The organism is Serratia sp. OS31 (genome assembly GCF_014164835.1).
Classification (GTDB): Bacteria; Pseudomonadota; Gammaproteobacteria; order Enterobacterales; family Enterobacteriaceae; genus Serratia; species Serratia liquefaciens_A.
In genome coordinates, this window is record NZ_JACJFQ010000005.1 from 172,719 (window position 1) to 197,917 (window position 25,199).

The 25,199-nt window shown below is 54.2% G+C and carries 24 protein-coding genes; 12 read left to right on the forward strand and 12 right to left on the reverse strand.

The window, feature by feature from the left end:
* Positions 1-83: 83 nt before the first annotated feature.
* Positions 84-803 carry a fatty acid metabolism transcriptional regulator FadR gene (fadR, locus tag H5P17_RS06885; protein ID WP_182822057.1) on the forward strand — a complete coding sequence of 240 codons (720 nt, stop codon included), beginning with the start codon at positions 84-86 and terminating at the stop codon, positions 801-803.
* A gap of 222 nt (positions 804-1,025) precedes the next feature.
* On the opposite strand, the gene H5P17_RS06890 is transcribed toward fadR, so the two are convergent.
* Positions 1,026-2,561, reverse strand: coding sequence for a SpoVR family protein (locus H5P17_RS06890; RefSeq protein WP_020827233.1), 1,536 nt, complete (start codon positions 2,559-2,561; stop codon positions 1,026-1,028).
* 538 nt (positions 2,562-3,099) lie between these two features.
* Between H5P17_RS06890 and H5P17_RS06895 the strand changes: the two genes are divergently transcribed.
* Positions 3,100-4,404: a D-amino acid dehydrogenase gene (locus H5P17_RS06895; protein ID WP_044551804.1), complete on the forward strand. Its 1,305-nt coding sequence runs from the start codon at positions 3,100-3,102 to the stop codon at positions 4,402-4,404.
* Between the two features lie 72 nt (positions 4,405-4,476).
* Complete coding sequence (gene dadX / locus H5P17_RS06900; RefSeq protein ID WP_182822059.1) at positions 4,477-5,550, forward strand: catabolic alanine racemase DadX; 1,074 nt, start codon at positions 4,477-4,479, stop codon at positions 5,548-5,550.
* Between the two features lie 3 nt (positions 5,551-5,553).
* Here the strand turns inward: dadX and H5P17_RS06905 are convergent, their stop codons facing one another.
* From H5P17_RS06905 to H5P17_RS06930, 6 genes are all read right to left on the reverse strand, one after another.
* Entirely contained in the window at positions 5,554-6,747 is a 1,194-nt protein-coding gene (locus H5P17_RS06905; protein ID WP_182822061.1) for a multidrug effflux MFS transporter, read from the reverse strand.
* A gap of 109 nt (positions 6,748-6,856) precedes the next feature.
* Positions 6,857-7,417, reverse strand: a complete 561-nt coding sequence (locus tag H5P17_RS06910) for a 3'-5' exonuclease (RefSeq protein WP_044551799.1) — start codon at positions 7,415-7,417, stop codon at positions 6,857-6,859.
* Between the two features lie 61 nt (positions 7,418-7,478).
* Positions 7,479-9,197 carry an ABC transporter permease subunit gene (locus tag H5P17_RS06915; RefSeq protein ID WP_182822064.1) on the reverse strand — a complete coding sequence of 573 codons (1,719 nt, stop codon included), beginning with the start codon at positions 9,195-9,197 and terminating at the stop codon, positions 7,479-7,481.
* The gene (locus H5P17_RS06920; protein WP_182822066.1) at positions 9,197-10,705 is read right to left on the reverse strand and encodes an ABC transporter substrate-binding protein; all 1,509 of its coding nucleotides are present in this window, start codon (positions 10,703-10,705) and stop codon (positions 9,197-9,199) included. Before H5P17_RS06920 ends, H5P17_RS06915 begins: the two co-directional genes overlap by 1 nt.
* 18 nt (positions 10,706-10,723) lie before the next feature.
* Positions 10,724-11,515, reverse strand: a complete 792-nt coding sequence (locus H5P17_RS06925; protein ID WP_182822068.1) for an ABC transporter ATP-binding protein — start codon at positions 11,513-11,515, stop codon at positions 10,724-10,726.
* 4 nt (positions 11,516-11,519) lie between these two features.
* Positions 11,520-12,329 carry an ABC transporter ATP-binding protein gene (locus H5P17_RS06930; protein ID WP_182822070.1) on the reverse strand — a complete coding sequence of 270 codons (810 nt, stop codon included), beginning with the start codon at positions 12,327-12,329 and terminating at the stop codon, positions 11,520-11,522.
* Between the two features lie 152 nt (positions 12,330-12,481).
* On the opposite strand from H5P17_RS06930, the gene H5P17_RS06935 reads away from it, so the two are divergent.
* Positions 12,482-12,637 (forward strand): hypothetical protein, encoded by a 156-nt coding sequence (locus H5P17_RS06935; RefSeq protein ID WP_182822072.1) that lies wholly within the window; start codon positions 12,482-12,484, stop codon positions 12,635-12,637.
* A 10-nt stretch (positions 12,638-12,647) separates the two neighbouring features.
* Here the strand turns inward: H5P17_RS06935 and H5P17_RS06940 are convergent, their stop codons facing one another.
* Positions 12,648-13,130 (reverse strand): hypothetical protein, encoded by a 483-nt coding sequence (locus tag H5P17_RS06940; RefSeq protein WP_044551791.1) that lies wholly within the window; start codon positions 13,128-13,130, stop codon positions 12,648-12,650.
* A 170-nt stretch (positions 13,131-13,300) separates the two neighbouring features.
* Here H5P17_RS06940 and H5P17_RS06945 point away from each other — a divergent pair, with 170 nt between their 5' ends.
* Both H5P17_RS06945 and H5P17_RS06950 read left to right on the forward strand, forming a co-directional pair.
* Entirely contained in the window at positions 13,301-13,594 is a 294-nt protein-coding gene (locus H5P17_RS06945; protein ID WP_182822074.1) for a hypothetical protein, read from the forward strand.
* 438 nt (positions 13,595-14,032) lie between these two features.
* On the forward strand, positions 14,033-16,150 hold the full coding sequence (locus tag H5P17_RS06950; RefSeq protein ID WP_182822076.1) for a TonB-dependent siderophore receptor: 2,118 nt from the start codon (positions 14,033-14,035) through the stop codon (positions 16,148-16,150).
* Positions 16,151-16,206: 56 nt separating this feature from the next.
* On the opposite strand, the gene H5P17_RS06955 is transcribed toward H5P17_RS06950, so the two are convergent.
* Positions 16,207-16,383 carry a GhoT/OrtT family toxin gene (locus tag H5P17_RS06955; protein WP_020827221.1) on the reverse strand — a complete coding sequence of 59 codons (177 nt, stop codon included), beginning with the start codon at positions 16,381-16,383 and terminating at the stop codon, positions 16,207-16,209.
* Between the two features lie 223 nt (positions 16,384-16,606).
* Here H5P17_RS06955 and H5P17_RS06960 point away from each other — a divergent pair, with 223 nt between their 5' ends.
* From H5P17_RS06960 to H5P17_RS06980, 5 genes are all read left to right on the forward strand, one after another.
* Positions 16,607-16,765 carry a YqaE/Pmp3 family membrane protein gene (locus H5P17_RS06960; protein ID WP_020827220.1) on the forward strand — a complete coding sequence of 53 codons (159 nt, stop codon included), beginning with the start codon at positions 16,607-16,609 and terminating at the stop codon, positions 16,763-16,765.
* Positions 16,766-17,282: 517 nt separating this feature from the next.
* Positions 17,283-17,972, forward strand: coding sequence for an alpha/beta hydrolase (locus tag H5P17_RS06965; RefSeq protein ID WP_182822078.1), 690 nt, complete (start codon positions 17,283-17,285; stop codon positions 17,970-17,972).
* A gap of 163 nt (positions 17,973-18,135) precedes the next feature.
* Positions 18,136-18,696, forward strand: coding sequence for a fasciclin domain-containing protein (locus H5P17_RS06970; protein WP_044551784.1), 561 nt, complete (start codon positions 18,136-18,138; stop codon positions 18,694-18,696).
* 58 nt (positions 18,697-18,754) lie between these two features.
* On the forward strand, positions 18,755-19,315 hold the full coding sequence (locus H5P17_RS06975; RefSeq protein ID WP_044551782.1) for an RNA polymerase sigma factor: 561 nt from the start codon (positions 18,755-18,757) through the stop codon (positions 19,313-19,315).
* The gene (locus H5P17_RS06980) at positions 19,312-19,974 is read left to right on the forward strand and encodes an anti-sigma factor domain-containing protein (RefSeq protein ID WP_182822080.1); all 663 of its coding nucleotides are present in this window, start codon (positions 19,312-19,314) and stop codon (positions 19,972-19,974) included. The genes H5P17_RS06975 and H5P17_RS06980 overlap by 4 nt, the downstream gene beginning before the upstream one ends.
* Here H5P17_RS06980 and H5P17_RS06985 read toward each other — a convergent pair.
* The gene (locus tag H5P17_RS06985; protein WP_182822082.1) at positions 19,971-20,564 is read right to left on the reverse strand and encodes a type 1 glutamine amidotransferase family protein; all 594 of its coding nucleotides are present in this window, start codon (positions 20,562-20,564) and stop codon (positions 19,971-19,973) included. The genes H5P17_RS06980 and H5P17_RS06985 overlap by 4 nt on opposite strands.
* A 654-nt stretch (positions 20,565-21,218) precedes the next feature.
* Between H5P17_RS06985 and H5P17_RS06990 the strand changes: the two genes are divergently transcribed.
* Positions 21,219-21,638 (forward strand): GNAT family N-acetyltransferase, encoded by a 420-nt coding sequence (locus H5P17_RS06990; RefSeq protein ID WP_182822084.1) that lies wholly within the window; start codon positions 21,219-21,221, stop codon positions 21,636-21,638.
* A gap of 42 nt (positions 21,639-21,680) precedes the next feature.
* On the opposite strand, the gene H5P17_RS06995 is transcribed toward H5P17_RS06990, so the two are convergent.
* Together H5P17_RS06995 and yeaG are read right to left on the reverse strand one after the other, a co-directional pair.
* Positions 21,681-22,949, reverse strand: a complete 1,269-nt coding sequence (locus H5P17_RS06995) for a YeaH/YhbH family protein (RefSeq protein WP_182822086.1) — start codon at positions 22,947-22,949, stop codon at positions 21,681-21,683.
* Between the two features lie 64 nt (positions 22,950-23,013).
* The gene (gene yeaG, locus H5P17_RS07000) at positions 23,014-24,948 is read right to left on the reverse strand and encodes a protein kinase YeaG (RefSeq protein WP_020827214.1); all 1,935 of its coding nucleotides are present in this window, start codon (positions 24,946-24,948) and stop codon (positions 23,014-23,016) included.
* Between the last annotated feature and the right edge of the window lie 251 nt (positions 24,949-25,199).

Here is a 25,199-nt window from a genome sequence, read left to right on the forward strand (position 1 = left end):
CTCACGCTATGTCATGCCAAGGCGATCTGGTATGATCAGCCGACTACTATTACTGATTATCGTCGCTACGGAACGTCAAACACATGGTCATAAAGGCGCAGAGTCCTGCCGGTTTCGCGGAAGAATACATTATCGAGAGTATCTGGAATAATCGCTTCCCTCCTGGCTCTATTTTGCCCGCGGAGCGTGAGCTTTCAGAACTGATTGGTGTTACGCGCACCACGTTACGCGAAGTTTTACAACGCCTGGCCCGTGATGGCTGGCTGACCATTCAGCATGGCAAACCGACCAAAGTAAATAATTTCTGGGAAACATCCGGCCTTAATATTCTTGAGACGGTGGCACGCCTCGATCACAAAAGTGTTCCACAGTTGATCGACAACCTGCTGTCGGTTCGTACCAATATTGCCGCGATCTTTATTCGCGCAGCAGTGCGTAATCATCCTGAGGCTGCTCAGGAAGTGTTGGCGAAAGCGACCCAGGTGGAAGATCAGGCGGACGCTTTCAACCTGTTGGACTACGAAATTTTCCGCGGTCTGGCATTCGCTTCCGGCAACCCGATTTACGGCCTGATCTTCAACGGCCTCAAAGGTCTGTATACCCGTGTCGGTCGTTACTACTTCTCAAATCCGGAGTCCCGCAAGCTGGCGCTGACTTTCTACAGCAAGCTGTCGACGCTGTGCCATGAGAAGTCGTACGATCAGGTGATGGATTGCGTGCGTAATTACGGTAAAGACAGCGGGGCCATCTGGCAGAGCATGCAAGGCACCATGCCGAGCGATCTGACCGAAGCCCGCTGTTAGTATCACATCTCGCATTACGCAAAAGGGGCGCCAGTGGCGCCCCTTAGGTTATTGACAAAGGGGGATAAAAACGTGGTTTTTCCCCTTTTGTATTATCAGGCGAAAATCAATAAATTGATTTTCCTGGTTTATTTTCAAAACCTTTAGCGCCTGCCGCCAAACATTATATGTTTGTCAGCAGTCAAAGGGGCGCCAGTGGCGCCCCTTTGTCATTGTCTGATCTTACAGCGGAGTCGGGCGCGGCGGACAACGTTCCAGCAGCTCGACGCTGCCATCCTCGTTGAGCTGCTCCAGAATAATGTCGAAGCCCCACAGGCGGTGCAGGTGTTTCATCACCTCTCGCCGGCTCTTGTCCAGCGGCGCACGGTCTTGTGGAATATAACGCAACGTCAATGAGCGATCGCCGCGCAAATCCACATTCCAGATCTGAATGTTCGGCTCGTGGTCGCTCAGGTTATATTGCGCCGACAGCTCCTGACGGATCGCCCGATAACCCGCCTCATTATGGATCGCCGCAATCTCCAGGTAGTTATTGCGATCGTCATCGAGCACGGTGAACAGCCGGAAGTCACGCATGATTTTCGGCGACAGGAACTGGCTGATAAAACTTTCGTCCTTAAAATCACGCATGGCAAAGTGCAGCGTTTCCAGCCAGTCTTTACCGGCAATATCCGGGAACCAGTAGCGGTCTTCTTCGGTCGGCGACTGGCAGATGCGCTTGATGTCCTGGAACATGGCAAAGCCCAGCGCGTAAGGGTTAATCCCGTTATAATAAGGGCTATTGTAAGGCGGCTGATACACCACGTTGGTGTGGCTGTGCAAAAACTCCAGCATAAAGCGTTCGGTTACCCGGCCTTCATCGTAAAGATGGTTGAGGATGGTGTAGTGCCAGAATGTCGCCCAGCCTTCGTTCATCACCTGCGTTTGTTTCTGCGGATAAAAATACTGGCTCACTTTGCGCACGATGCGCAGCACCTCACGCTGCCAGGGTTCCAGCAGCGGTGCATTTTTCTCCATAAAGTAGAGGATGTTTTCCTGCGGCTCACTTGGATAGCGACGCGCTTGTTCAGGCGCTTCTTCGCGTTCTACCCGTGGCAGGGTTTTCCACAGCGTATTGACCTGGCTTTGCAGGTACTCCTCGCGGCTCTTCTGGCGGGCTTTTTCTTCGACCAGGGAAATCTTCTGCGGGCGTTTATAGCGGTCCACGCCGTAATTCATCAACGCATGGCAGGAATCGAGCAGCTTCTCCACTTCTTCAACGCCGTAGCGTTCTTCGCACTGGCTGATGTAGTGGCGGGCGAACAACAGATAATCGACGATCGAACTGGCGTCGGTCCAACTGCGGAACAGGTAATTATTTTTGAAAAACGAGTTGTGGCCGTAGCAGGCGTGCGCCATGACCAGCGCTTGCATGGTGATGGTGTTTTCTTCCATCAGATAGGCAATGCAAGGGTTGGAGTTGATGACGATTTCGTAGGCCAGCCCCTGCTGCCCGTGTTTGTAGCGCTGCTCGGTCTCAATGAATTTTTTACCGAATGACCAATGGGTATAGTTAATCGGCATGCCGACGCTCGAATAGGCGTCCATCATCTGCTCTGAGGTAATCACCTCTATCTGATGCGGGTAGGTATCGAGCTTGTAATGTTTGGCTACGCGATCGATGTGCTCCAGATACACCTGCAGCAGCTCGAACGTCCAGTCCGGTCCATCGCTCAGACGTTTATCTTCCTTGACCTTTTCATGTGTTGAAGTAGTCATCAGCGCACCCTCGTTATTACGGACCTTGCTCGAACGGCAGACCCTAGATCAATCGTAGCTCAATCTGGGCAGAGGTAATAATGATATAAAGCTTAAAAATTCAACGATCTGACGTCACTGTCCTGCCTCAGGAGACGACAGGGGCATTTTGCGGCGAGTTTTTTCTGCTGAAGCGATTGCGGATGCGTATGAAATGTTATCTCGATGGAATGGCTCTTTATTGGTTTTTTGTTCTGTTCTTGTGGGCCTGTTTCATTTTTATATTCTGTTAAAACCTTGTTGCACGTCGTAGCTTTTCATGATGCTTTCAATGCTGTCAATGACAGCATAATGGGGGCCGTTTCGCTCTTAAATCTGCCTTTCACAACATCTTATCGCTATTTATAGGGAGCTATTGCAAAAGAACCGGCCATGAACGATAAATTAATTGTGAATGCTGTCACGTTTGATGATGAAGATGTTGGACGGATTTTTCCACTGAGTTAATTTCCTGTGAGCAGAAGATTATGCTTTGTGAAGCCTTGAGCTGGAGTCAGCGATGCGAGTGGTAATTTTAGGTAGTGGGGTGGTGGGCGTTGCCAGTGCCTGGTATTTGGCGAAGGCGGGGCATGAGGTGACGGTAATCGATCGTCAGCCTGGCCCGGCAATGGAAACCAGCGCGGCAAATGCAGGGCAGATCTCACCGGGCTATGCGGCGCCTTGGGCTGCGCCTGGCGTGCCGTTGAAGGCAATCAAATGGATGTTCCAGCGCCATGCGCCGCTGGCAGTTCGTTTGGACGGCAGCCGTTTCCAGCTGAGCTGGATGTGGCAGATGTTGAAAAACTGCAACACCGAACACTACATGACCAACAAGGGTCGCATGGTGCGGTTGGCGGAATACAGCCGCGATTGCATCAAAGCGTTGCGCCAGGAAACCGGCATTCAGTACGAAGGCCGTCAGGGCGGCACGCTGCAACTGTTTCGCACTCAGCAACAGTTTGAAAGCGCCTCCAAAGACATCGCGGTGCTGGAAGACGCGGGCGTGCCTTACAAACTGTTGGAAGCCAGTCAACTGGCCACCGTCGAACCTGCGCTGGCGCAGGTGGCGCATAAGTTAACCGGCGGTCTGCAACTGCCAAACGACGAAACCGGCGATTGCCAACTATTTACCCAGCAGTTGGCCAAACTGGCCCAGCAAGCGGGCGTTACTTTCCTGTATAACCGCAGCGTCGATCGCCTGCTGGTGGAAGGGGACAAAATCAGCGGCGTGCAATGCGGCGGAGAAATCTTCAAGGCCGACAGTTACGTGGTGGCCTTTGGCTCTTACTCCACCGCGCTGCTGCGCGATCTGGTCTCGATCCCTGTTTATCCGTTGAAAGGCTACTCGCTGACCATTCCGATTACGGATGAGGCCGCGGCACCATTCTCGACCGTTTTGGATGAAACTTATAAAATCGCCATCACCCGTTTCGACCAGCGTATTCGCGTCGGTGGCATGGCGGAAATTGTCGGTTTTAATACTCAGCTCGAGCAAAAACGCCGCGAGACGCTGGAGATGGTGGTACGCGATCTTTACCCTAATGGTGGACGGGTGGAGGAAGCTACCTTCTGGACCGGTTTGCGTCCGATGACGCCGGACGGTACGCCGATTGTCGGCAAGACTTCGCTGAAAAACCTGTTCCTGAATACCGGGCATGGCACGTTGGGTTGGACAATGGCCTGTGGCTCCGGGCAATTGCTTTCCGATCTGATTTCCGGCATCACGCCGGCCATTCCTTCAGACGATCTGGCGGTGGCGCGCTACAGCGCCGGATTTCGCAGCGCCTACACTGCGCCCTTGAACGATGTGCATCCCGCGCGTTAAAAAACCTTAACTATCATGTTGTCGTCACGGGCGTTGGCTCGTGACGGCATTCGCAGGCCCGTAGGAGTTCCCATGCCTCGCCCGATTACCGCCAGATTGCACCTTGGCGCCTTTGAAAATAACCTGCAGGTGGTTCGTCGGTTTGCCCCCAGCGCCAAAGTCTGGTCAGTGGTCAAAGCCAATGCCTATGGCCACGGCATTAAACATGTTTGGCGCAGTTTGGCACAAACCGACGGCTTTGCTCTGTTGGATCTCGCCGAAGCGATTATGCTGCGCGAGTCCGGCTGGCAAGGGCCGATCTTGCTGTTGGAAGGCTTTTTCAAAGCGCAGGATTTAGCTCTGCTGGATCGCTATCGTTTAACGACGTCGGTGCACAGCGATTGGCAACTGGCGGCGATAGCCGAAGCCAAATTATCGGCACCGCTGGATGTTTACCTGAAAGTGAATAGCGGCATGAATCGTCTGGGATTTGCCCCGGACCGGTTGCACGCCGTTTGGTTGAAAGCTCAGCAGATAAGCAATATTGCCAGCCTGACGCTAATGAGCCATTTCGCCACCGCCGACGGCCCGCAGGGGGTAGTCGAACAGATGGAGACCATTGAAGAGGCTGCAGCAGGTATCACTTCGCCGCGCTGTCTGGCCAACTCCGCCGCCACTTTGTGGCATCCGGAAACCCACGGCAGTTGGGTGCGACCGGGTATTGTGCTTTACGGCGCCTCCCCAAGCGGCCAATCGAGAGATATTGCCGACAGCGGACTGAAGCCGACGATGACGCTGAGCAGCGAAATCATTGGGATTCAAACGCTGAAAAAGAACGACCAGGTCGGTTATGGCTGGCGTTATCGCGCCGAGGGGGCACAACGCATCGGAGTGGTCGCCTGTGGCTATGCCGACGGTTATCCGCGCCATGCGCAGACCGGTACGCCGGTCTGGGTGGACGGCGTGCTGACGCGAACGCTGGGTACGGTGTCGATGGATATGCTGGTCGTCGATCTGACGCCCTGTCCGCACGCCGAAATCGGTGCAGAAGTGGAGTTGTGGGGGCGGCGCCTGCCGGTTGACGATGTCGCCGCCGCGGCAGGCACGCTGGGCTATGAATTGCTGACGGCGTTAGCCGCCAGAGTCCCGATAGTGACCGAGGCCTGAGCCTCAGGCAATTTTCTTCAGTTGCCCCTTGATTTGCTTGCTGCGCTGCCTTGCGTGCAGCGCCAGCAGGCAACCTACCAGCATCACCAGCGCCAGCGACAGCTTGGGTTGCAACGGCAGCGCCATCGCCAACAGACCCAGGCCTGCGCCACCGGCCATCTGCACGAAACCCACCAACGCAGAGGCGACACCGGCCTCGTTGGAGTAGGGCTCCAGCGCGTAGCTGGTCGCCGGCCCCATCACGAAGGCCAAGCCCGCACAGGCGCTTGCGACGGGCAACATATAGGCCAGCCAATGGGTTTGCGCCGGGCCGGAGAGCCAGCTAACCCCGAGCAGCAGGCCTACGCACCCGATACCCATCAGAATTCCCCCGGTAGCCAGGCATACCGGGCGTCCCACTTTGTGAATGATGCGGTTGGCGAAAAAACTCACCAGCATGATCCAAAAGCCGTTGGCACCGAACACCAGAGAGAATTGCAATGGCGTCAGCCCGGCGGTGCCCATCAGCACATTGGGTGCCAGCGAGACGTAGGTCAACGCCATGCCCATCGCGCCGGAGTTGACCACGGCGAAGGACAGAAAACGGCGATCTTTGAGGATGCGAGCATATTGGCGTACCGGTAAACCTTTAACACGCACCGTGTCTGCCGGGCGGGTTTCCGGCAGGCGCAGCGCGATCAACACCAGTACGGCCAGGGCATAACACACCAGGAACCAGAACGGCGCACGCCAGCCAAAGGCTTCCGCCAGTAACCCACCCAGCAGCGGGGCCAGCGCGGGAATAATGTTAAGCGTGCCGTTGAGGAAGCCGAAGGCGCGAGCCGCGTCGTCGCCGTTCATACGATCGCGCACGCCGCTAAATGCCACAACGGCGGTACAGCAGACCGCTACGCCCTGCAGCAAGCGTGAAACGACGAACAGCGTCGGCGTCGTGGCCAGCGCCGCCATGGCCGCACCAATCATATAGATGACAATGCCGGCCAGCGCCACGGGCTTGCGGCCATAGTTATCCACCAGCGGTCCGGCAATAATCTGCCCGAGACCCAGCACCAGAATGAACAGTGAAATGGTGGACTGGATCAGCGCTTCACTGCTGTTAAGGCCGGCAGCGATGGCCGGAATCGTCGGCAGATAGAGATCGATACCCAGCGGGCCGAGCAGCACCAGGCTAAGAAGCAGAAACAGAAATTTTTGCATAACAAAAACAGCACATCCGAGTGACAAAGGGGGCTAGAGTAGTGACTCTGGCGATAAATGGAAAGGGGCAAAATACCCGCCTGCTTTCGGTACGTTTAACTAGCTCGATTCACGACGCTGCGGCTTTGCGATAATAAAGTGCGGAAATGGTATCCGCCACGTAGCGCGCCTGATGTTTGGCATCGTCGAGTGCACGATGGGGCGTGCCTTCGAATGCCCGCTCTTTCTTGGGATTAAAGCCCAGCAATTCGGCCAGAGTGATCACCGTACGCACATCCTGCGTGTCCCAAAATTTCCACGGGCAGGGCATGTCCAGTTGCTGAAAGGCATGCTCAAGGATGGTGCAGTCGAACTCCTTGCCGTTGCCCCAGACTTTAACCTGGTCAGTGCTGTTCATATGGATAAATCGGCTCAGGTTGGTCAGCGTACGCTTGAGGCTTTCCGTACCGCCGAAAGCCAACTTGCGTGCTTCGTCCGACTGTTTTGCCCACCAGGCGACGGTGTCCAGGCTGATGGTTCTGCCAGGCTGATCTTTTTGGCTGCTGACGGCATTTTCAAATTCGGCACCGAGCTGGCCGGTTTGGGGATCGAAAAATACGGCGGCCACCACCAGGATCACCGCGCTCGGTTTTATGTCCAGCGTTTCTATGTCTAACATCAGATGGTGCATGGGGACTCCCGGCTGGTAGAGGTACAAATAATGTTACTACAAACCGGGTCAGGATGCGCCGTCAGCGTCGGCGATTGCCGGCGGTATTTGCCAGCGTTACCGCAAGCACCGCCAACAGCACCAGAGCGATCGCTGGCGCCAGAACGCCCCACGGCGCCCGTTCGATATAGGGCATGCCCTCGGCCAGTACCAGTCCCCACTCCGCACTGGGAGGCTGTGGCCCCAGGCCAAGGAACCCCAATGCCGCCAGCGCCAGCGTAATGCCCGGCAGACGCAGCATGGCGTGGCGCAGCAGGGGAACCCACAGCGCCGGCAACAGATAGTGCGTCAGCGTACGCCAGCGGCCGATCCCCAGCACCGGCAACATGCGGATATAGGGTTGAGTGCGGGCCTCAGCCAACAACGAGGCGCAGTGAGCGGACAGCGGTGCCCAACTGACCAGCATTACCGCGCAGGCGGCACCGAAGGGGGAAGGCCCGGTGACTGCGGTGACCAACAGCCCCGCGACTATCGGCGGTGTAGCGTTGGCCAACTCAATGACCCCGCACATCAGGCGAGGCATCAACCCGAACACTATCCCCAGGAACAGCGAAGCGAAGCTGACTGCCAGCGCCAACAGGCTGGTATTCAGTGCACCGTAGGCGACACGAGCCAGAATATCCCGGCCGGTGGCGTCCGCGCCAAAGGGCAGATCCAGACTGGGTGGCTGCAGACGAATATGCAGTGACGAAAAGGGATCGCGGATGATCCCGCTCAGGACTAACAGGCACAGCGACAGGGCAGCGACGGCGGCGAAAATATAGCTCGCCCGGCTGCTGTGCTGTGGCGGCGTTGAATTGGGCAATGCGGCGGCTATTCGGCCCAACAGCAGGTAATGGGCTCCTTGCATCAGAAAACCGGTGCCGAAGGCCAGCAGCAACAAGATCAGGATACCGCATTGCAAGGCGGGCAGATCCTGAGCGATGGCGGCCCCCAATGTTGCCCGGCCCAGTCCCGGAATGGCGAACACTTTCTCGACGGCGATCGCGCCACCGGTCAGTCCGATCAGCACTAAACCGATCTGCGGCAGCAGCGCAGGCAGCGTGCGGCGCAGAACTGCCAGCAGGCAATGCCGCCGAGCGATACCGGCCAGGTTCCAGGTCAGCAACCAGCGTTCGGAGAAGGTTGCGGCCAGGCCGTCATTGAGCAACAGGGCCAGCAGGCCGCCGGCCGGTAAGCCCAGGGCCAACGCCGGCAGAACGGCATGCTGCAGGCTTTGCCAGCCGTAGGGAGGAAACCACTGCAGCCAGACGGCGCCAACGATCAACAGCAGCGCTGCCAGCAAAAATTCGGGCAGTGCGGTCAGGGATACTGCTAACACGCCTGCGGGACGGCGGTTCTCGCCATGCAGGCCGCGCCACAGGGTTGGCAGTGCCAGCAACATCGCGACCAGCATCGCTATCGCCAGTGCGTAGCCCATCAGCGTCAGAGAAACCCCTGTGGCCTGCAACATGCCTTCCAGCACCGGGCGACCGGATATCCACGAGTTGCCGGCATCCCCCCGCAGCACGCCGTGAAACCAGCGGCCAAGCAGCAGTAACGGCCCGTCGTCCAGGCCATACTGCCGACGAATGGCATTCAGGGCTTCAGGGGTTGCTTCTTGTTCACCCGAACGCGCCCGCAGCAAGCTGAGCGCCGGATCGCGCCCGGACAGCCAGGGCATCAGCCCAATCAGGACGATCATCCCCAGCAGCGAGAACAGGCGTGAGGCGAGTGGCAATAGCCGTTGCGCTTTTACCATCAAGGTTGCTCTGGGGCGATGAAGCTGCGAGGCGTCACCAGCAGACGTTCACGCGGATCGCGCTCTGCGCTCCTCATTACGGCAGCTTCCCCCTGGATCACGCGTTCATGCAGCAAGGGTATCGCCGCATGGGTGGCCAGAATGCGGCTTTCTGCCGCGATGATCGCCTGGCGTCGTTGTGGCCCGGCAGGGATGGCGGCGGCCTGAGTCAAGGCTTCGTCTACCTGTGGATCGCACAGTTGAGCAATGTTGAAAGAACCCCGGCAGGCGAAGTCACTGTACATGTAGGCCAGCGGATCGCCAGAGTCCAGCACCGTGGCTCGCGACAAGATAAAGGCGTCGAATTTACCCGCCAGCGCGTCGGCTTCAATGTGCGCGTATTCCCGCACTTCCTGCTTCACCACAAAACCGGCGGCGCTGAGTTGCTGCGCCAGATACACCGCCACTTCGGGTAGCTCGGCACGATCGCTGAAAGTGGCCAGGGTGATGGTTTTGCCTTCAACAGTAGTTGTCGGCAGAGTCGGTTGCGGCTGGCGCAATGGTGCGGCCCAAGGCAGGGCGGGACCCAGCAGCCCGAAGGCAATATCGGCGCGGCCTTCGTAGACGTTGTCCACCAACGGGCGACGTTTGATCGCCGCGGCGGCGGCGGCGCGAATGGCCGGATCGCGGAAAGCACCGACCCGGGTGTTCAGATACAGCGTATTGGTGCGTGGCATGGGCACTTCGTGGATCAATTCAGCCGCAATTAACGGCAACTGCGAGACCGGCAGCGCCTCTACCAAGTCGACGTTGCCGGTGCGTAGCGCGGCAGCGCGAGCGGCGCTGTCCGGGACAAAGCTGACGTCGATCCCTGGGGCGGCCGCTTTCTCGCCCCAATAGCCGTCGAAACGGTTTAAGCGTGCGCTGCTGGTGCCGTTGACTTCCGTCAGTACAAAGGCGCCGGTTCCGGCCTGTAAGGGATTAACCACGCCGTTGGCGGCGTAGGCTCGTTCTGCGAGGATCGCCAATTGCGGGCTGGACAACCGCTGCGGGAGGAGCGGATCGGGCACGGCGGTAGAGATAACGACGGCCTGCTCGCCTTCTGCAGCGATCGCTAATTCGACCCCGTCAAGAATGCGCGGTTTAGGTGTGGCCTTCATCGCTGCCGAAAGCGAACGCACCACGCTTTCCGGCGTCATTACGGTGCCGTCGTGGAAACTGACACCCGATCGCAATACGAAGCGCCAGCGGTGTTGGTCCAGCTGTTGCCATTCGGTTGCCAGCGCCGGCTTGGCATCGCCGTCGGCGTTCAGCACCACCAGTGTTTCGGCGGTGCTCCAGCGCGAAAGTTTAAACGCGTCATCGCTCAATGGCGTGAGCCCGGAGCGTGGGGGCTGCAGCATGGCCAGTCGGATGCGCCGTTCGTCGCCGGTGCTTTCTCTGGGGTCCGCAGGGTCAAAGCAGCCGACAAGCAGCAAACTGCCGGCGAGCAGGCAGCCGGTTGGGCCAATAAAGCGCGGGTTGAACATGCAAAACTCCTCAAAATTTTAGGGCTGAAAAAGGGGCGGTAACAGCGGAATGGCGTCGATCAAGCGGCGGGTAGCGGAATGCCTCGGGGTGTGAAGCAGTTCGTGGGTGGGGCGGTCTTCCACGATGACGCCAGATGCCATCACCAGCGTGCGCTGACATAAGGCAGCGACCAGTGAAATATCGTGGGAGACAAGCAACATGCCCATATTTTGCTGACGGGCAACCTGGTCGAGCAGGGCGATGATCTGCTGACGCAGCGGCAAGTCCAGGCCGCTGACCGGTTCATCGGCCAGTAAAAAACGGGGTTTCAGCGCAATAGCACGCGCCAGGGCTACCCGTTGCGCCTGCCCGCCGGAAAGTTGCCCGGCTCGCACATACAGCAGGCTTTCATCCAATTCGACCTGTCGCAAAGCCCGTTCGGCTGCGATACCCCAATCCTGACGTGGACCAAGTTGGCGCAAGGGAGCGGTAATTAGTTCCGCTACCCTGTGGCGAGGGTTCAGCGAAGCATGGGCATCCTGCGGTACGTACTGCACTAACCGCCGATACCAGCGCAATCTATGAACCGGGGCGGGGCGAATTTCCTCGCCCTGACACAGAATATGACCGGCGTCCGCCGCTTCGAGCGCCAGCAATAGCTTAAGCAGCGTTGATTTCCCTGCCCCGGAGCAGCCCACTAATCCAACGCGTTCTGCGGAGTACAGATTCAGATCGGTAGGTTGTAGCCCTCCGGCCCCTGATGAATATTGTCGGTAAACCTGCTGCAGGCTGATAAAGGGCATTTCCCCGCTCACGGGCAGATTATTCATGTCGTTACCCTGCCAGGCTCAGTGATGGGGTCTGGTTAAATGCCGGGCGTTGAGCACTGGCCACCAGCCGTTGGGTGTAGGGATGCGTGGGGGACTGTAACAACCGCGCGAAGGAACCCTGCTCGACTATTTCCCCGTTAACCAGCACGATGGCACGTTGGCACAGGCTGGCGGCAACGGCGAGATCGTGAGTAATAAACAGTAACGCTGGCGCGCTGGGGCGTTCGGTGTAGCTTTTCAGGATATTAATCAGCTGATGCTGACTGACCATGTCCAGAGCGGTGGTGGGTTCATCTGCGATCAGCAGGCTTTTTTCACCGAGCAAGGCCAGTGCTGCGCATATTCGCTGACATTGACCCCCGGACAGTTGATTGGGGTAACGTGGCATGACGTTATCCGGCGACATTCCCAATGCTGTCAGCAATTCCGCAGCGTAATGCTGAGCCTGAGGTTTCGTCAGGGCACTTTGGCTGCGTAGCGCCAGGATCAGTTGCTGGCCCACGCTGGTCAGGGGATTGAGGCTGGTAAAAGGATCCTGAAAAATGGCCGCCAACTCAGTGTTTTTACGCCGTTGTAAACGCAGGCCATTAACTTCTCGCCCTTGCAGTCGAATCGAACCGCTAACCGTTGCTCCGACCGGCAGCGTTCCCAGAATGGCGGCGGCGGTCAGTGATTTTCCGGAACCCGATGCGCCCAGCAGGCATAAACGTTCACCTGCATGCAAAGTGAAGCTGAGATCGTGGATCTTGACCTCTGCGTTCAGTGAGAGCGTCAGGTGTTCTACGGTAAGTAACGGCGGGGTTTGGCTTTCCATTAATGCATCTGTGCTGGGTTGTTTTGATATGTGATAACATAACATTTCAGCTTCTGAAATGACCAGCGGATTAATGAAATACTTTGAAATGGTCTAAAGAGGGATAACCAAGGTATGATAGTCAGGGTTTTGTTGTCAGGTTGGTCCTATCGGTGAGAACGCTTATTTTCATTTTATGCATGGCCGGTTATCTGCTGGTGCTGAGCTACCTTGGCGTATTCGTCACTGATAAAATATGTGAGAAATCCAATAACTACACCAAGGTCTGCCGTCTGGTTGATATCTCGGAACCCCACATCCCCCGTTAGATACCGGCTGTCAGCCTAAATAGTCGGTGGTAATTAACGGCGTCAGTAACGCTGACAAACTGGCTAACATAGCCCACTGTCTCCACCCCAGATGAGCCAGCCAATCTTGGCGCAGCGGCGGCGTCGCAAGCTGGCCGACAGAAACCGTACCCGCCAGCAGCAGCGTCAGCAGAACGAACACCAGCCCGCGGCTCCAGAGGGTAAACTCGATATGCAGCAGGTTGGCGTAATACAAGCGCATCAGGATATAGTAAGCCAACATGACCCAGGCGAAATAGGTGCGTTTTTTCAACACGTGGTAAAGCATGAATGCGATGAAAACACTGTGGCATGCTGAGATCAGTGGCGCTTCAATCGGGTGTCTGACACAGCCGTTATATACTGCCAGATAGATATTAAAGATCAGCAACGCGTAAACGGTATATATATACCAACCAAAGATGATTTTAAGTTTTTTGCGGTTTGGCGGGATAGGGCGATCGTCCGGTATCATTGGAGCCTCCTGAGCTGACTAGCGTTATAACACCCAAAAACTAAATGGAATTTAAACGCCAGACAGGCTTTATTTTACCTTAAAGCGGGAACTATTCGGGGTCTATCCGGTCTGTTCAAAACGTCATGCCCAAGCTTGTTTTGGCTGAATTATAATGGTAATTCATTGATATGAAAGAGTATAAAAACGAGCGCTTCGCGATGTACTTGCTGATAGCTACGCTGGGATTTTATTTTTTCCTGCCGCCGCTGTTGGTCGCTTTATTTTGCCAATGGTTTAACCTAAATCCCTTCTTTATTATTCGCGTTTGGCACATTAATCCCTTTTCCGCCGCTCGGGGAATTCCACTCTACCAGACTTTTATATACATATTAACGCTGTGGGTTGTGGCGAATGTTCTGCTTGGTGGCATTTTGCTGGTGGCGGGGCGCTTGCATGCCTGGTTCATTAAACGATCTCGTTGACCCCTATCGAGACGTAACGTCAGAAAGTTGTAGGTAGAAATTCATTCCTAAAGGATAATGATAGTCGTTATCATTATTGATTGCCAGTTGAGAGGTGAAGGGTTGTCTCCTTATGCGCTCCGCTCGTCTGGCCTGACAGGGTTCATATGACATCCCGTTTTCTTGCCAGCCTGGAGCTGGCTTTTTTTTTATATTTTTTTCAGATGCATAAGTGCTTTCTGGATCAGGTGCTATCGATCTGAACAGGATGCTTCGCTTGCTTATTAAAAGTTGCCTGATGCTTGAAATTTACTATCGATAAAGATAATAATTATCATTAATATTTCACTTTGTTTACATTCAACACACCGATTGAACCTCTGAGCAAGTTGTCAGCCAGCGCTGCTGACAGGGGAGCCTTTGGGTGTCATTTAATGATTTTTACTGGGGATTACAGGTATGCCGATGATTTTTCCTGTCAAACGGTCACGGGTTTTATGCGCGTTCGCAATGTTCCTGCCACTGGCGTCTCTCGCTGAGGATACCCTGGTCGTTACCGCTAAACCTGCCGATACGGCGGAGGCAGCAACCCATGGCTATCAGGCCGCGACCAGCCAGGGGGCGACCAAAACCGATAAACCGTTGATTCTGACTGCACAGTCCGTTTCGGTGGTGACGCGCCAACAAATGACGGATCAGAATACCCAAACGGTTAACGATGCCCTGAAATATGCCCCGGGTGTTTTCACCAACTTTTCCGGTGGTGCCACGCGCTATGACACCATTGCGTTACGTGGTTTTCACGGTGGCGACGTTAATAACACCTTCCTTGATGGTTTGCGGTTATTGAGTGACGGCGGCACCTATAATGCCCTGCAGGTTGATCCCTGGTTCCTGGAACGCATCGACGTTATCAAAGGGCCTTCATCGGTCATGTACGGGCAAAGCATTCCGGGCGGCTTGGTCGCTTTGACCTCCAAGCGACCTCAGTTTGCCACGGAAGGGCACGTTAACCTGATGGCAGGCAATAACAGCACCCAGGGGGGCGCTTTCGATGTGACCGGCCCGCTGTCGGAACAGTGGGCTTATCGATTGACCGGGATTACGCGCAGCAGCGAAACCATGTATGACCATCAGCGTGAGGAAAGATATGCCATTTCACCTTCATTGCTGTGGCAGCCGGATGAAAATACCTCGCTGCTGCTGAAAGCTTACCTGCAAAAAGATCCGTCCGGCGGTTATCACAGTGCGGTACCGGCAGATGGCAGCCTCTATTCCAGCACCGGTGACAAGCTGGGGCGTGGCTTCTTTGATGGTGAAAGCAGCCGCAATGTGTTCAAACGTTGGGAGCAGATTTACAGCTACGCTTTTTCGCACAGCTTTAACGACGTTTGGTCATTCCGCCAGAATGCCAGTTACACCCATTCCAATGTTGAATTACAGCAGGTGTACCAGATTGGCTGGAATGACGATCACAGCCTGTTGAATCGCTATTACAGCGGTTCAGCCACCTCGCTGGATGCATTCGCCGTCGATAACCAGCTGGAAGCCGATTTTGCTACCGGGCCGTTGGATCACAAGGTGATGCTGGGTCTGGATTACCAGCGCCTGCGTAATAATCTGTGGGATGAGTCTGCGGCAGCTTCGCAGCTTAATCCTTATACCGGCGTGTCCGGCGGCGACGCATTAACCAACCTGATACATACCGATTCCCGACGTCACTATGAGCAAACCGGGGTTTATCTGCAGGATGAAATCAGCCTACAGAATTGGTATCTGAATCTCTCCGGGCGTTTCGACCGTATCGAGTCTAAAAATACGGTGCTTAATACCGGCGCCAGCGATGCTCGTACCGACGACAATTTTAGCGGCCGCGCTTCGCTGTTGTATCGCTTCGATAATGGTTTCTCGCCTTATGCCAGCTACAGCACGGCGGTTACCCCGGAGGCGCTGCCCGATCAAAGCGGGCATATGCTCAAACCGAGCACCAGCGAGCAGTATGAGGTGGGCCTGAAGTACCAGCCACCAGGCAGTACCTCGATATACAGCGTGGCGCTGTATGACCTGACACAGAAAGATGTGGCTAACCGAGTGGTGCAACAAAGCTATTACCTGCCGGCCGGCAAGGTGCATTCTCAGGGGATTGAGCTGGAGGCCCGCAGCAAGGTAACTGAACATTTCGATCTGATCGCCGGCTATACCTACAATAAAGTGAAATTCAAAGATGCCATTGATGGCAACGATGGCAATACACCGTATCTCGCACCGGAGCAAATGGCTTCACTGTGGGGCAAATACGCCACCGCTTACGGCGTGGATCTTGGTGCCGGCGTACGTTATATCGGCAAGCAGTGGGCCGATAATGAGAATACGTTGCGAATTCCTTCCGTGACGCTGTTGGATGCCTCGGTGCGGATGAATCTGGACAGGGTGAATCCGTCGTTGAAAGGCGCCTATGTGCAACTGAATGTGAATAATCTGACCGACCGGAAATATGTCGCGGCCTGCTATGGGACCGGCTATTGCTACTGGGGCGCGGAACGCTCCGTGGTGGCGACGGTGGGATACGATTTCTGATTCAGGAGGCGGTGCTATCACCCCGTCAGCGTGTGACGGGGTTGGTTTCTGCAGCGTCAGAACAAGGAGAACATCAACACTACCGGTAGGCTCAGGGGCCAGGTCAAACCAATCGTTAAGGCACTGAGAAAACGAATCTTTATGGTGTCCCGGCTGACCAGGTAGGTGAAAATCATAGAAACTACCAAGCCAATTAAATAAAAGTATTGTGTTGCAACCCACAGCGACGACATGAAACCTTACCCAGTTGTAGTGTTAAGTTACAAATTTTAAGGGCTTGACCCTACATAATCAATGCTTATTAATTGTTTATTCAATATTGGCAGATATCAGCACAATCACTATGGCTATACGCATTTTTCATGCCATGTTGAACAGCGTTTTACAGGACGCCATTTGAAAATGTTAAGCAAATATAATATGTTGGTGCCTTGTAGAACAAAATGAGGCGCTATTATGAGTTTTTGGAGAATCGTATTTACCATCATCCTGCCCCCGCTGGGCGTACTGCTGGATAAAGGTATAGGCGGCGCGTTTATCCTCAATATTATCCTCACCTTATTTGGCTACTTCCCGGGCCTGATCCACGCCTTCTGGATCCAGACGAAACAGTAGTCGCCCGGTTTCCTCACCGGAACGGCTGCAGCACAGCTTTAAAAACCCTGGCATCGATGCATGCCGGGGTTTTTTATTATCGCAGGGCGTTAATGAATATTGAGGCTATAGACGAATAACCACGAAAAAAGCATCGCCAGCAGGCTTACGATAAAAAGAATGGAGAGCATTTCCTTCACGTAAAAATTCCCTATTGATTTTGATAAAAATACTTCTCTTTGTTTTTTCATGGGATTTTAGATCGTTATAGGTATAAATCCTAGTTTTAATCTTGTTGTAAGGCCGCTCGGTGAGTCTATGGCGACTGAAATTAAGGAAATTACCCGCGTTGGAAGGCAAGACAGGTGAGGTAAGATTTCGGATTAACTATTCGTAGCTATTGCTGGAAACTCTTGTTCTGAACTATATACAAGAGGGTATTTCAAGGCGTTTGGGCTTGAGGCAATGGCGCTGAAAACACCACAGTGCGGATGTTCAAGCCTGGCGTAGCGCCTCCATGTTAAAGAGGGAATCAGTAATGAAGGCAAAACCTACCGTAGTCCTGGTCCATGGATTTTGGGGCGGTGCAGCGCACTGGAGCAAAGTCATTACCGAATTATCGCACAAGGGATATCACTCGATTCAAGCTGTAGAAATGCCGCTGACGTCGCTGGCAGACGATGCTGAACGCACCCGCAAGATGGTGGCGCAGCAGCAGGGGCCGGTGCTGTTGGTCGGCCACTCTTATGGTGGCGCGGTGCTCAGTGAAATGGGCAATCAACCCAACGTGGTGGGTTTGGTTTACATCGCCGCCTTCGCACCGGACGCCGGCGAAAGTCCCGGTGGCATCACCCAGCAACATCCGCCAATAGCGGCAGCGAATCTGGCGCCGGACAGCGACGGTTATTTATGGATTAAGACAGACAAGTTCCACGAAAGCTTCTGCCAGGATCTGCCTGCTGATGAGGCATTGGTGATGGCGGTAACGCAAAAGGCACCGTTGGCCAGCACCTTCGGCAATGCGATCGCTGAGCCGGCGTGGAAACACAAACCTTCCTGGTACCAAATCTCCAGCAATGACCGGATGATAGCGCCCGAAAACCAGCAGCGAATGTCTGCGCGTTTGAAGGCCAGAAACGTGATTACGCTGGATGCCAGCCACGCTTCTCTTGCTTCGCACCCGAAAGAAATAGCCGCTTTAATAGATGAGGCAGCCAACGCCTCTTAAGCCAGCAGATTGCGCCCCGTATGCAACAACGGGGCTTTTTTATTTCAGTTTACTTACGCGCGGCGTTAAATATTTTTCATCTGCTGCATCCAAAAGTATCTCCTCTTACGTATATCCGAATGTGAGGCAAAACTTCACTTCTTTTATCTTTGAGGAAATGATCATGAAAAAGCTCATCTACACTGCATTATGTGCATCAGTCCTGTTCAGCGGCGCATCCGCGGCCGCCATGATGTCCGATCAGGTCATGGTAGGCGGGGCCGCCATGTATCCGAGCAAAAATATCATTGAGAACGCCCTTAATTCCAAAGACCATTCAACGCTGGTGGCGGCGGTCAAGGCCGCTGGGCTGGTGGATACTCTACAAGGGAAAGGTCCCTTCACCGTGTTCGCGCCAACCAACGCCGCTTTCGCAAAATTACCCGCCGGCACCGTCGATAATTTGCTGAAACCTGAAAATAAGGCCGTGTTGACCAGCGTACTGACTTACCACGTAGTCGCTGGCAGATACGACATGAAACAGCTGGAAAAGAAAATCCACGAGGGGAACGGTTCGGCGGAACTGAAAACGGTGAATGGGCAATCTCTGTGGATCATGAATAATGGGCCACATAATATCCAGCTCAAAGATGGAAAGGGCAACGTCGCTAATATCAGTACTTATGATGTGTACCAGAAGAATGGTGTGATTGATGTTATTGATACTGTCCTGATGCCTAAATAAATTGTGGCTATACTTGGTGCGGTTGGTCTGAACAACCGCACCTTCATCAGGATAAGACATGACGACATCGGCATCGGAACAGGAACGAGATAAGGCGTTGATGAAGGCCATAAGTCGTGGCGATCGTCAGGCTTTTGAGCAGCTCTATCGTCAGACGTCGCCGCGCTTATTTGCGGTAGCCTTGTGCATGCTCAGGCGGCAATCCTGGGCGGAAGAAGTGCTGCATGAGAGCTTTATCAGTGCCTGGAGTAAGGCCGCCAGTTACGATCCCTCACTCAGTTCTCCTTTAACCTGGCTCACCCATATTGTGCGTAACCGCGCCATTGACTGGTTGCGCAGCACGGGTGGCAAGCTCGCAGCGCAAGAGGACGAGTTTGTTGAAACTGACAGCACAAGTTTTGCTGAACCTGGTGAAGCGCTGCAACGTACCCAGGAAGGAAAAAAGCTGGCCAGGTGTTTAGATCACTTGCCTGCCGATCAACGGCAAAGCATTGTACTGGCCTATTATCAGGGGATGTCGCACGGCGAGGTGTCTGATTATCTCCAGCAACCGCTTGGCACCATCAAAAGTTGGATTCGCCGAGCGCTCGAACATTTGAAAGAGTGCGTGGGATTATGAAAGACAGGGGGGAGTACGACTCAGCTTTGGCCGCGGAATATGCGCTGGGAACCCTGCGGGGACCGGCGAGATTCAGGCTGGAACAGCGGATCCGCCGAGAGCCTGCGTTGGCGGAACAAGTTGCCCATTGGCAGAGATTATTGGCGCATTTGGATGATGCTCTGGCGCCGGTAGCTCCTCCTGGCAGGGTGTGGAAAAAAATACAGCTTAACCTGCCGCCAAGGGCGCGTCAGCCTCGCTGGCGTTGGGACTCTTTGGTCTGGGCATTGGCGGCCTGCTTATTCGCAGTGGTACTGATCCCTCGTATTATTGAGCAGCCTCAGGGGTTCACCCCTACGGCGGTGCTTAACGGTAGCCCAAACAGCAGTGGACAATGGATAGTGAGCCTGGATAGGGAGGCGCGGAATCTGCAACTGACGCCGGTTAACCTCAAACCTGTGGCGGCGGTAAACAGCCTGCAGTTATGGGCTATCCCCAGCGGAGAAAAACCGATATCGCTGGGGCTGGTTACAGCACAACACCTCACCAGAGTCTCGTTGGGGAACCTAAAATGGGCAGCGGATATGACTATCGCTATCAGTTTGGAACCTGCAGGCGGTTCACCAACCGGACAACCTACGGGGCCCGTCCTCTACAGTGGCCAATTGGCATCGCGTTAAAAGCCAATAACTGCGCTATCAAACGGTTTGCTGTGTTCAGCCGCGTGCATGGCCAGGTAGGCCTTAAGGTTATCATCGCTAACCCCCAACAGGTTCAGGATCTCCGCCATAAAACTCACCGGTGCGCTGCCGGGCGCGGTTACAACGCGCTGGTCGGCTACGGCGTAGGGCACATCCTGATAATATTCAGCCCCGCCATAGTTAAGCTGCGATAAGTTCTCAGCCGAATTGGAGGTGTGACGAAGATGATCAAGTACGCCCGCCTGCGCCAAAACGCGGGTTCCGTCGCAAATGCCGGCGACGATGATATTTTTGCTGTGGGCCTCCGCTACCATGCCAGCGATATCCGGGGCCTGATCGGTTCGCCATACCGTGCCTCCGCATAGGATCAACAGATCTATCTCGCTCAATTGGATAGCTTCGATCGCCATATTTGGGGTCACGTGCATGCCGCCGGAGGAAATGACAGGAATGCCATTGGGGGAGGCAAAGCGAGTCTCGAACCCATAATACCCGCGGCAAGTGGAGTTGATCAGGGCAGTTTCCCAATCAGAGAAATTATCGGTAAGAATGGTCACAATACGCGTCATTGGCGGCGATTTCCTTGTATGGCTGATAAAGGGCAGGAAGGTTTCGTCCTGCGGGCATGGCGAGTGTAATGGCAGCCACTGTCAGTTTCTGGCAGCAGGGATATCGGTGCCTCATTTCGTTGAGCGGTTCTGTACGGCATAAAAAAATCCCGCGCAGCGGCGGGATTAAGGGATGATAGCGACAAACTGGATGTTGTTCTGGTTATGTGATGGTGTGTGTCTCCAGATGGCGACAGTAACGCACCTGAATTTCAGCGACAAGCAGAAAATCCGCAATGGTGCAGGTATCAGAATATCCTCAGAAAAGTATGAAGCACGCGCGTGATGGAAAACCAGCGTGGGCGTTGAAAAGAATGAGGCGGAGTGGTGCTGTTAACCACTTCCTTGTGGAGAGGCGTCCTAACGTCGTTTCCGCTTGGCGTTGAAAGTACTTACTCTTCTTTGTCGTAAATACATGACAAAGGAAAATACGACAACTGCGATCAAAACGACGATGATTGCAAAGGGAAGTATTTCCATAGCATTCACCTGAGATGGCAATTTGGCCATTCATTAAATAGGAATATTCCTAATTGGCGCAATGGGTAAAAACGTAATTAGGAATTACCTCAGCGAATGATGTGCGTTAACCACAAAAATAACGGGGAGCCGAAATTGATTTTTCGCCTGGCAACAGTAACGGATGCTAACCTATTGATTGACCTTGATACCTTGGCATCACAGGATCTGCGTCGCCATGCACAGATCGGCGAGTGGTGCGAGGCTGGCGTCTGCCACGTCGCTGAAATCGAGGGCGTGGTCGCGGCTTACGGCGTATTACACTATCACTTTTACGACAGTGGATTTATAGAAATTCTTATGGTTGGCAGCTTGATGAGGCGTAAAAAAGTGGGGTTAAAATTTATCGAATATTTTAAAAAGATCTGTATGCGTCCGAAACTTTTCACCTCAACCAATCGCTCGAATTTACCTATGATAAAGCTACTGTCGAAGGCCGGATTTATTGAGAGTGGCCGTATTGATAACCTTGATGAGCAGGATCCGGAAGTGGTTTTCTTTTTCCCGGTAAAATAAACAGCCGGCGAACACAGGGTTAACCGGCTGATTTGATGGGGTCTACACGGTCTGCTTGTGGAAAAGTTCGCGGAATACCGGGTAAATATCGTCCGGTTCGCGGATATGTTGCATGGCAAAGTTCTCGAATTTTGCCTGCAGGTCTTCGTATTCGCGCCACAGTGTCTGGTGAGCACGGCGAGTGATTTCAATGTAGCTGTAGTAGCGAACCATCGGCAGCAGCTTTTTCGCCAGCAGTTCGTGACACAGCGGCGAGTCATCGGCCCAGTTGTCACCATCCGACGCCTGTGCGGCGTAGATGTTCCATTGCGCCGGATCGTAACGTTCCTCAACCACTTCATTCATCAGTTTCAGCGCGCTGGACACTATGGTGCCGCCAGTCTCCTGCGAGTAGAAGAACTCCTGCTCATCCACTTCCTTCGCCTGGGTATGGTGGCGAATATACACCACTTCGACGTTTTTATAGGTTCGGCTCAGGAACAGATAGAGCAGAATATAGAAACGCTTGGCCATGTCCTTGGTGGCCTGGTCCATGGAGCCGGAAACGTCCATCAGGCAGAACATCACCGCCTGGCTGGAGGGTTCCGGTCGGCGCTCATAGTTCTTATAGCGTAAATCAAAGGTGTCGATAAACGGCACGCTTTCGATTTTCTTTCTCAGTTCGGCTATTTCCTTGCGCAGCCGTTCTTCTTCCAGCAACTGCACGGGTTCGGTGTTTTCCATCTGGGTGAGTTCGTCTTCCAACTCATGCAAGGCGCGACGTTTTCCTGCGGTCATGGCAGTGCGCCGTGCCAGCGAGTTTTGCAACGAACGCACCACGCTGATGTTGGCCGGTACGCCGTTGGCGGTGTAACCGGCCCGATGGGTTTTGTACTCGGTGAGCTGCTTATACTGATTCTTTTTCAGGTTCGGCAGCGCCAGATCTTCAAACAGCAGGTCCAGGTATTCGTCCTTGGATATCTGGAAAACAAACTCGTCTTCACCTTCACCATCCTGGCTGGCATTTCCCTGACCGCTGCCACCGCCGCCGCTGCCCTGAGGGCGTTCGACACGGTCATTTTGCACAAAGTGGTCATTACCCGGATGAACGCGGTGGCGTGTGCCACCGCGACCCTGATGAAACATAGGTTCGTTGATGTCGCCAGCGGGGATCGAGACGGACTCCCCACTGTCTACGTCGGTGACCGAACGCTTGTTGATGGCTTCGGCAATCGACTGTTTGATTTGCGACTTGTAGCGGCGCAAGAAGCGTTGGCGGTTAACCATGCTCTTGTTTTTGCCGTTAAGCCGTCGGTCAATGAAATAGGCCATACTTCCCCCAAACGACGTTGCCAACTTTCTACGCCATCTCCATGACGCTAATTCTCATTAGACGTTACGAAGACTTTCTGACCCGCAGATACCATTCACACAGCAGACGAACCTGTTTGCGGGTGTAGCCTTTCTCCATCATGCGATCGACGAAGTCGTCGTGTTTTTTCTGCTCGTCCGTTGAGGTTTTTGCGTTAAAGGAAATCACCGGCAGTAACTCTTCGGTGTTCGAGAACATTTTCTTCTCGATCACGGTACGCAGCTTCTCATAGCTGGTCCAGTTAGGGTTACGGCCACTATTGTTAGCACGGGCGCGCAGCACGAAGTTGACTATTTCGTTGCGGAAATCTTTCGGGTTACTGATGCCGGCCGGTTTCTCGATTTTCTCCAGTTCGGCGTTCAGCGACTCGCGATCGAACAGCTGACCGGTATCCGGATCACGGTACTCTTGATCCTGGATCCAGAAGTCTGCATAGGTCACGTAGCGGTCAAAAATGTTTTGACCGTATTCCGAATAAGATTCCAGGTAGGCCGTCTGGATCTCTTTGCCGATAAACTCGGCGTATTTCGGGATCAGATAGCCTTTCAGGTGCTCCAGGTATTTCTCTGCCAGATCTTGCGGGAATTGCTCACGCTCGATCTGCTGTTCCAGAACGTAGAACAGGTGAACCGGGTTAGCGGCGACCTCTGCGTGATCAAAGTTGAACACCCGCGACAGAATTTTAAATGCGAAACGGGTAGACAGGCCGTTCATGCCTTCATCGACCCCGGCGTAGTCGCGGTATTCCTGGTACGACTTGGCTTTCGGATCGGTATCCTTCAGGCTTTCGCCGTCATAGACGCGCATCTTCGAGTAGATGCTCGAGTTTTCCGGCTCTTTCATGCGGGAGAGTACGGTAAAGCGCGCTAAGGTTTCCAGCGTGCCAGGGGCGCACGGCGCATGGGTCAGTTCGCTGTGATCCAGGAGTTTGTCGTAGATTTTTATCTCTTCCGAAACCCGCAGGCAGTAAGGCACCTTGACGATGTAAACGCGGTCGAGGAAGGCCTCGTTGTTTTTGTTGTTACGGAAGGTCACCCATTCGGATTCGTTGGAGTGCGCCAGAATAATGCCGCTGAACGGCAGGGCGGAGATCCCTTCGGTACCGTTGTAGTTACCTTCCTGGGTGGCGGTCAGCAGAGGATGCAGCACCTTGATTGGCGCTTTGAACATCTCCACGAATTCCATAATCCCCTGGTTGGCACGGCACAGGGCGCCGGAATAGCCATAGGCATCCGGATCGTTTTGCGCGTGGTTTTCCAGTTTGCGAATATCGACCTTGCCGACCAGCGCGGAGATATCCTGGTTGTTTTCGTCACCCGGTTCCGTTTTGGCGATGGCTATCTGTTCCAGGATGGAAGGGCGTACCTTGACCACTTTGAATTTGGTGATGTCGCCGCCAAATTCATGCAGGCGTTTTGCCGCCCACGGGGACATGATGGTGCCGAGGTAACGATTCGGGATGTTATATTCTTTTTCCAGAATAGTGGCATCTTCCTGCGGATTGAACAGGCACAGTGGGTGGTCGTTTACCGGGCTGCGTTCGCCGTTGGCGCTCAGGGTATAAATGGGCACGCGTTGCATCAGCGCTTTCAGGCGTTCTGCCAGCGATGATTTACCGCCGCCGACGGGGCCCAGCAGATAAAGGATTTGTTTCTTCTCTTCGAGGCCCTGAGCGGCATGTTTCAGGTAAGAGACTATCTGTTCGATAGCTTCTTCCATACCGTAGAACTCTTCGAATGCCGGATAGCGTGCGATCACGCGGTTGGAGAACAGGCGAGACATACGCGACTCAAGCGCGGTATCCACCATAACTGGTTCACCGATAGCCATGAGTAGACGTTCTGCCGCATTGGCATATGCACTGCGATCTTGCCGGCAGATGGTAAGAAATTCCTGCAGTGTGAACTCTTCGTCCTTGGCAGCTTCGTAGCGCTGGCGATAGTGGTCAAATATGTTCATGGCGATGCCCGTCCTTTCGTTATTAGCACAGGTTAAAGGGAGCTGATGATTGTGTTTTGGCCCCCGAAAGAAGAAGTTATCCTTGAGTACAGCAACCCGTATGCCAACTTGGTGCGCTTATTATCGCGAGTTGCGCTGTATTGCCACTGGGCTCAGGATTCATTCACCTTCTGATTTAAGCTTAGTTTGCATACCAGAAAATTTCCTGCGTGGTAAAAAGCTTTTTTTAAGTCATATCAATGACTCAGTTA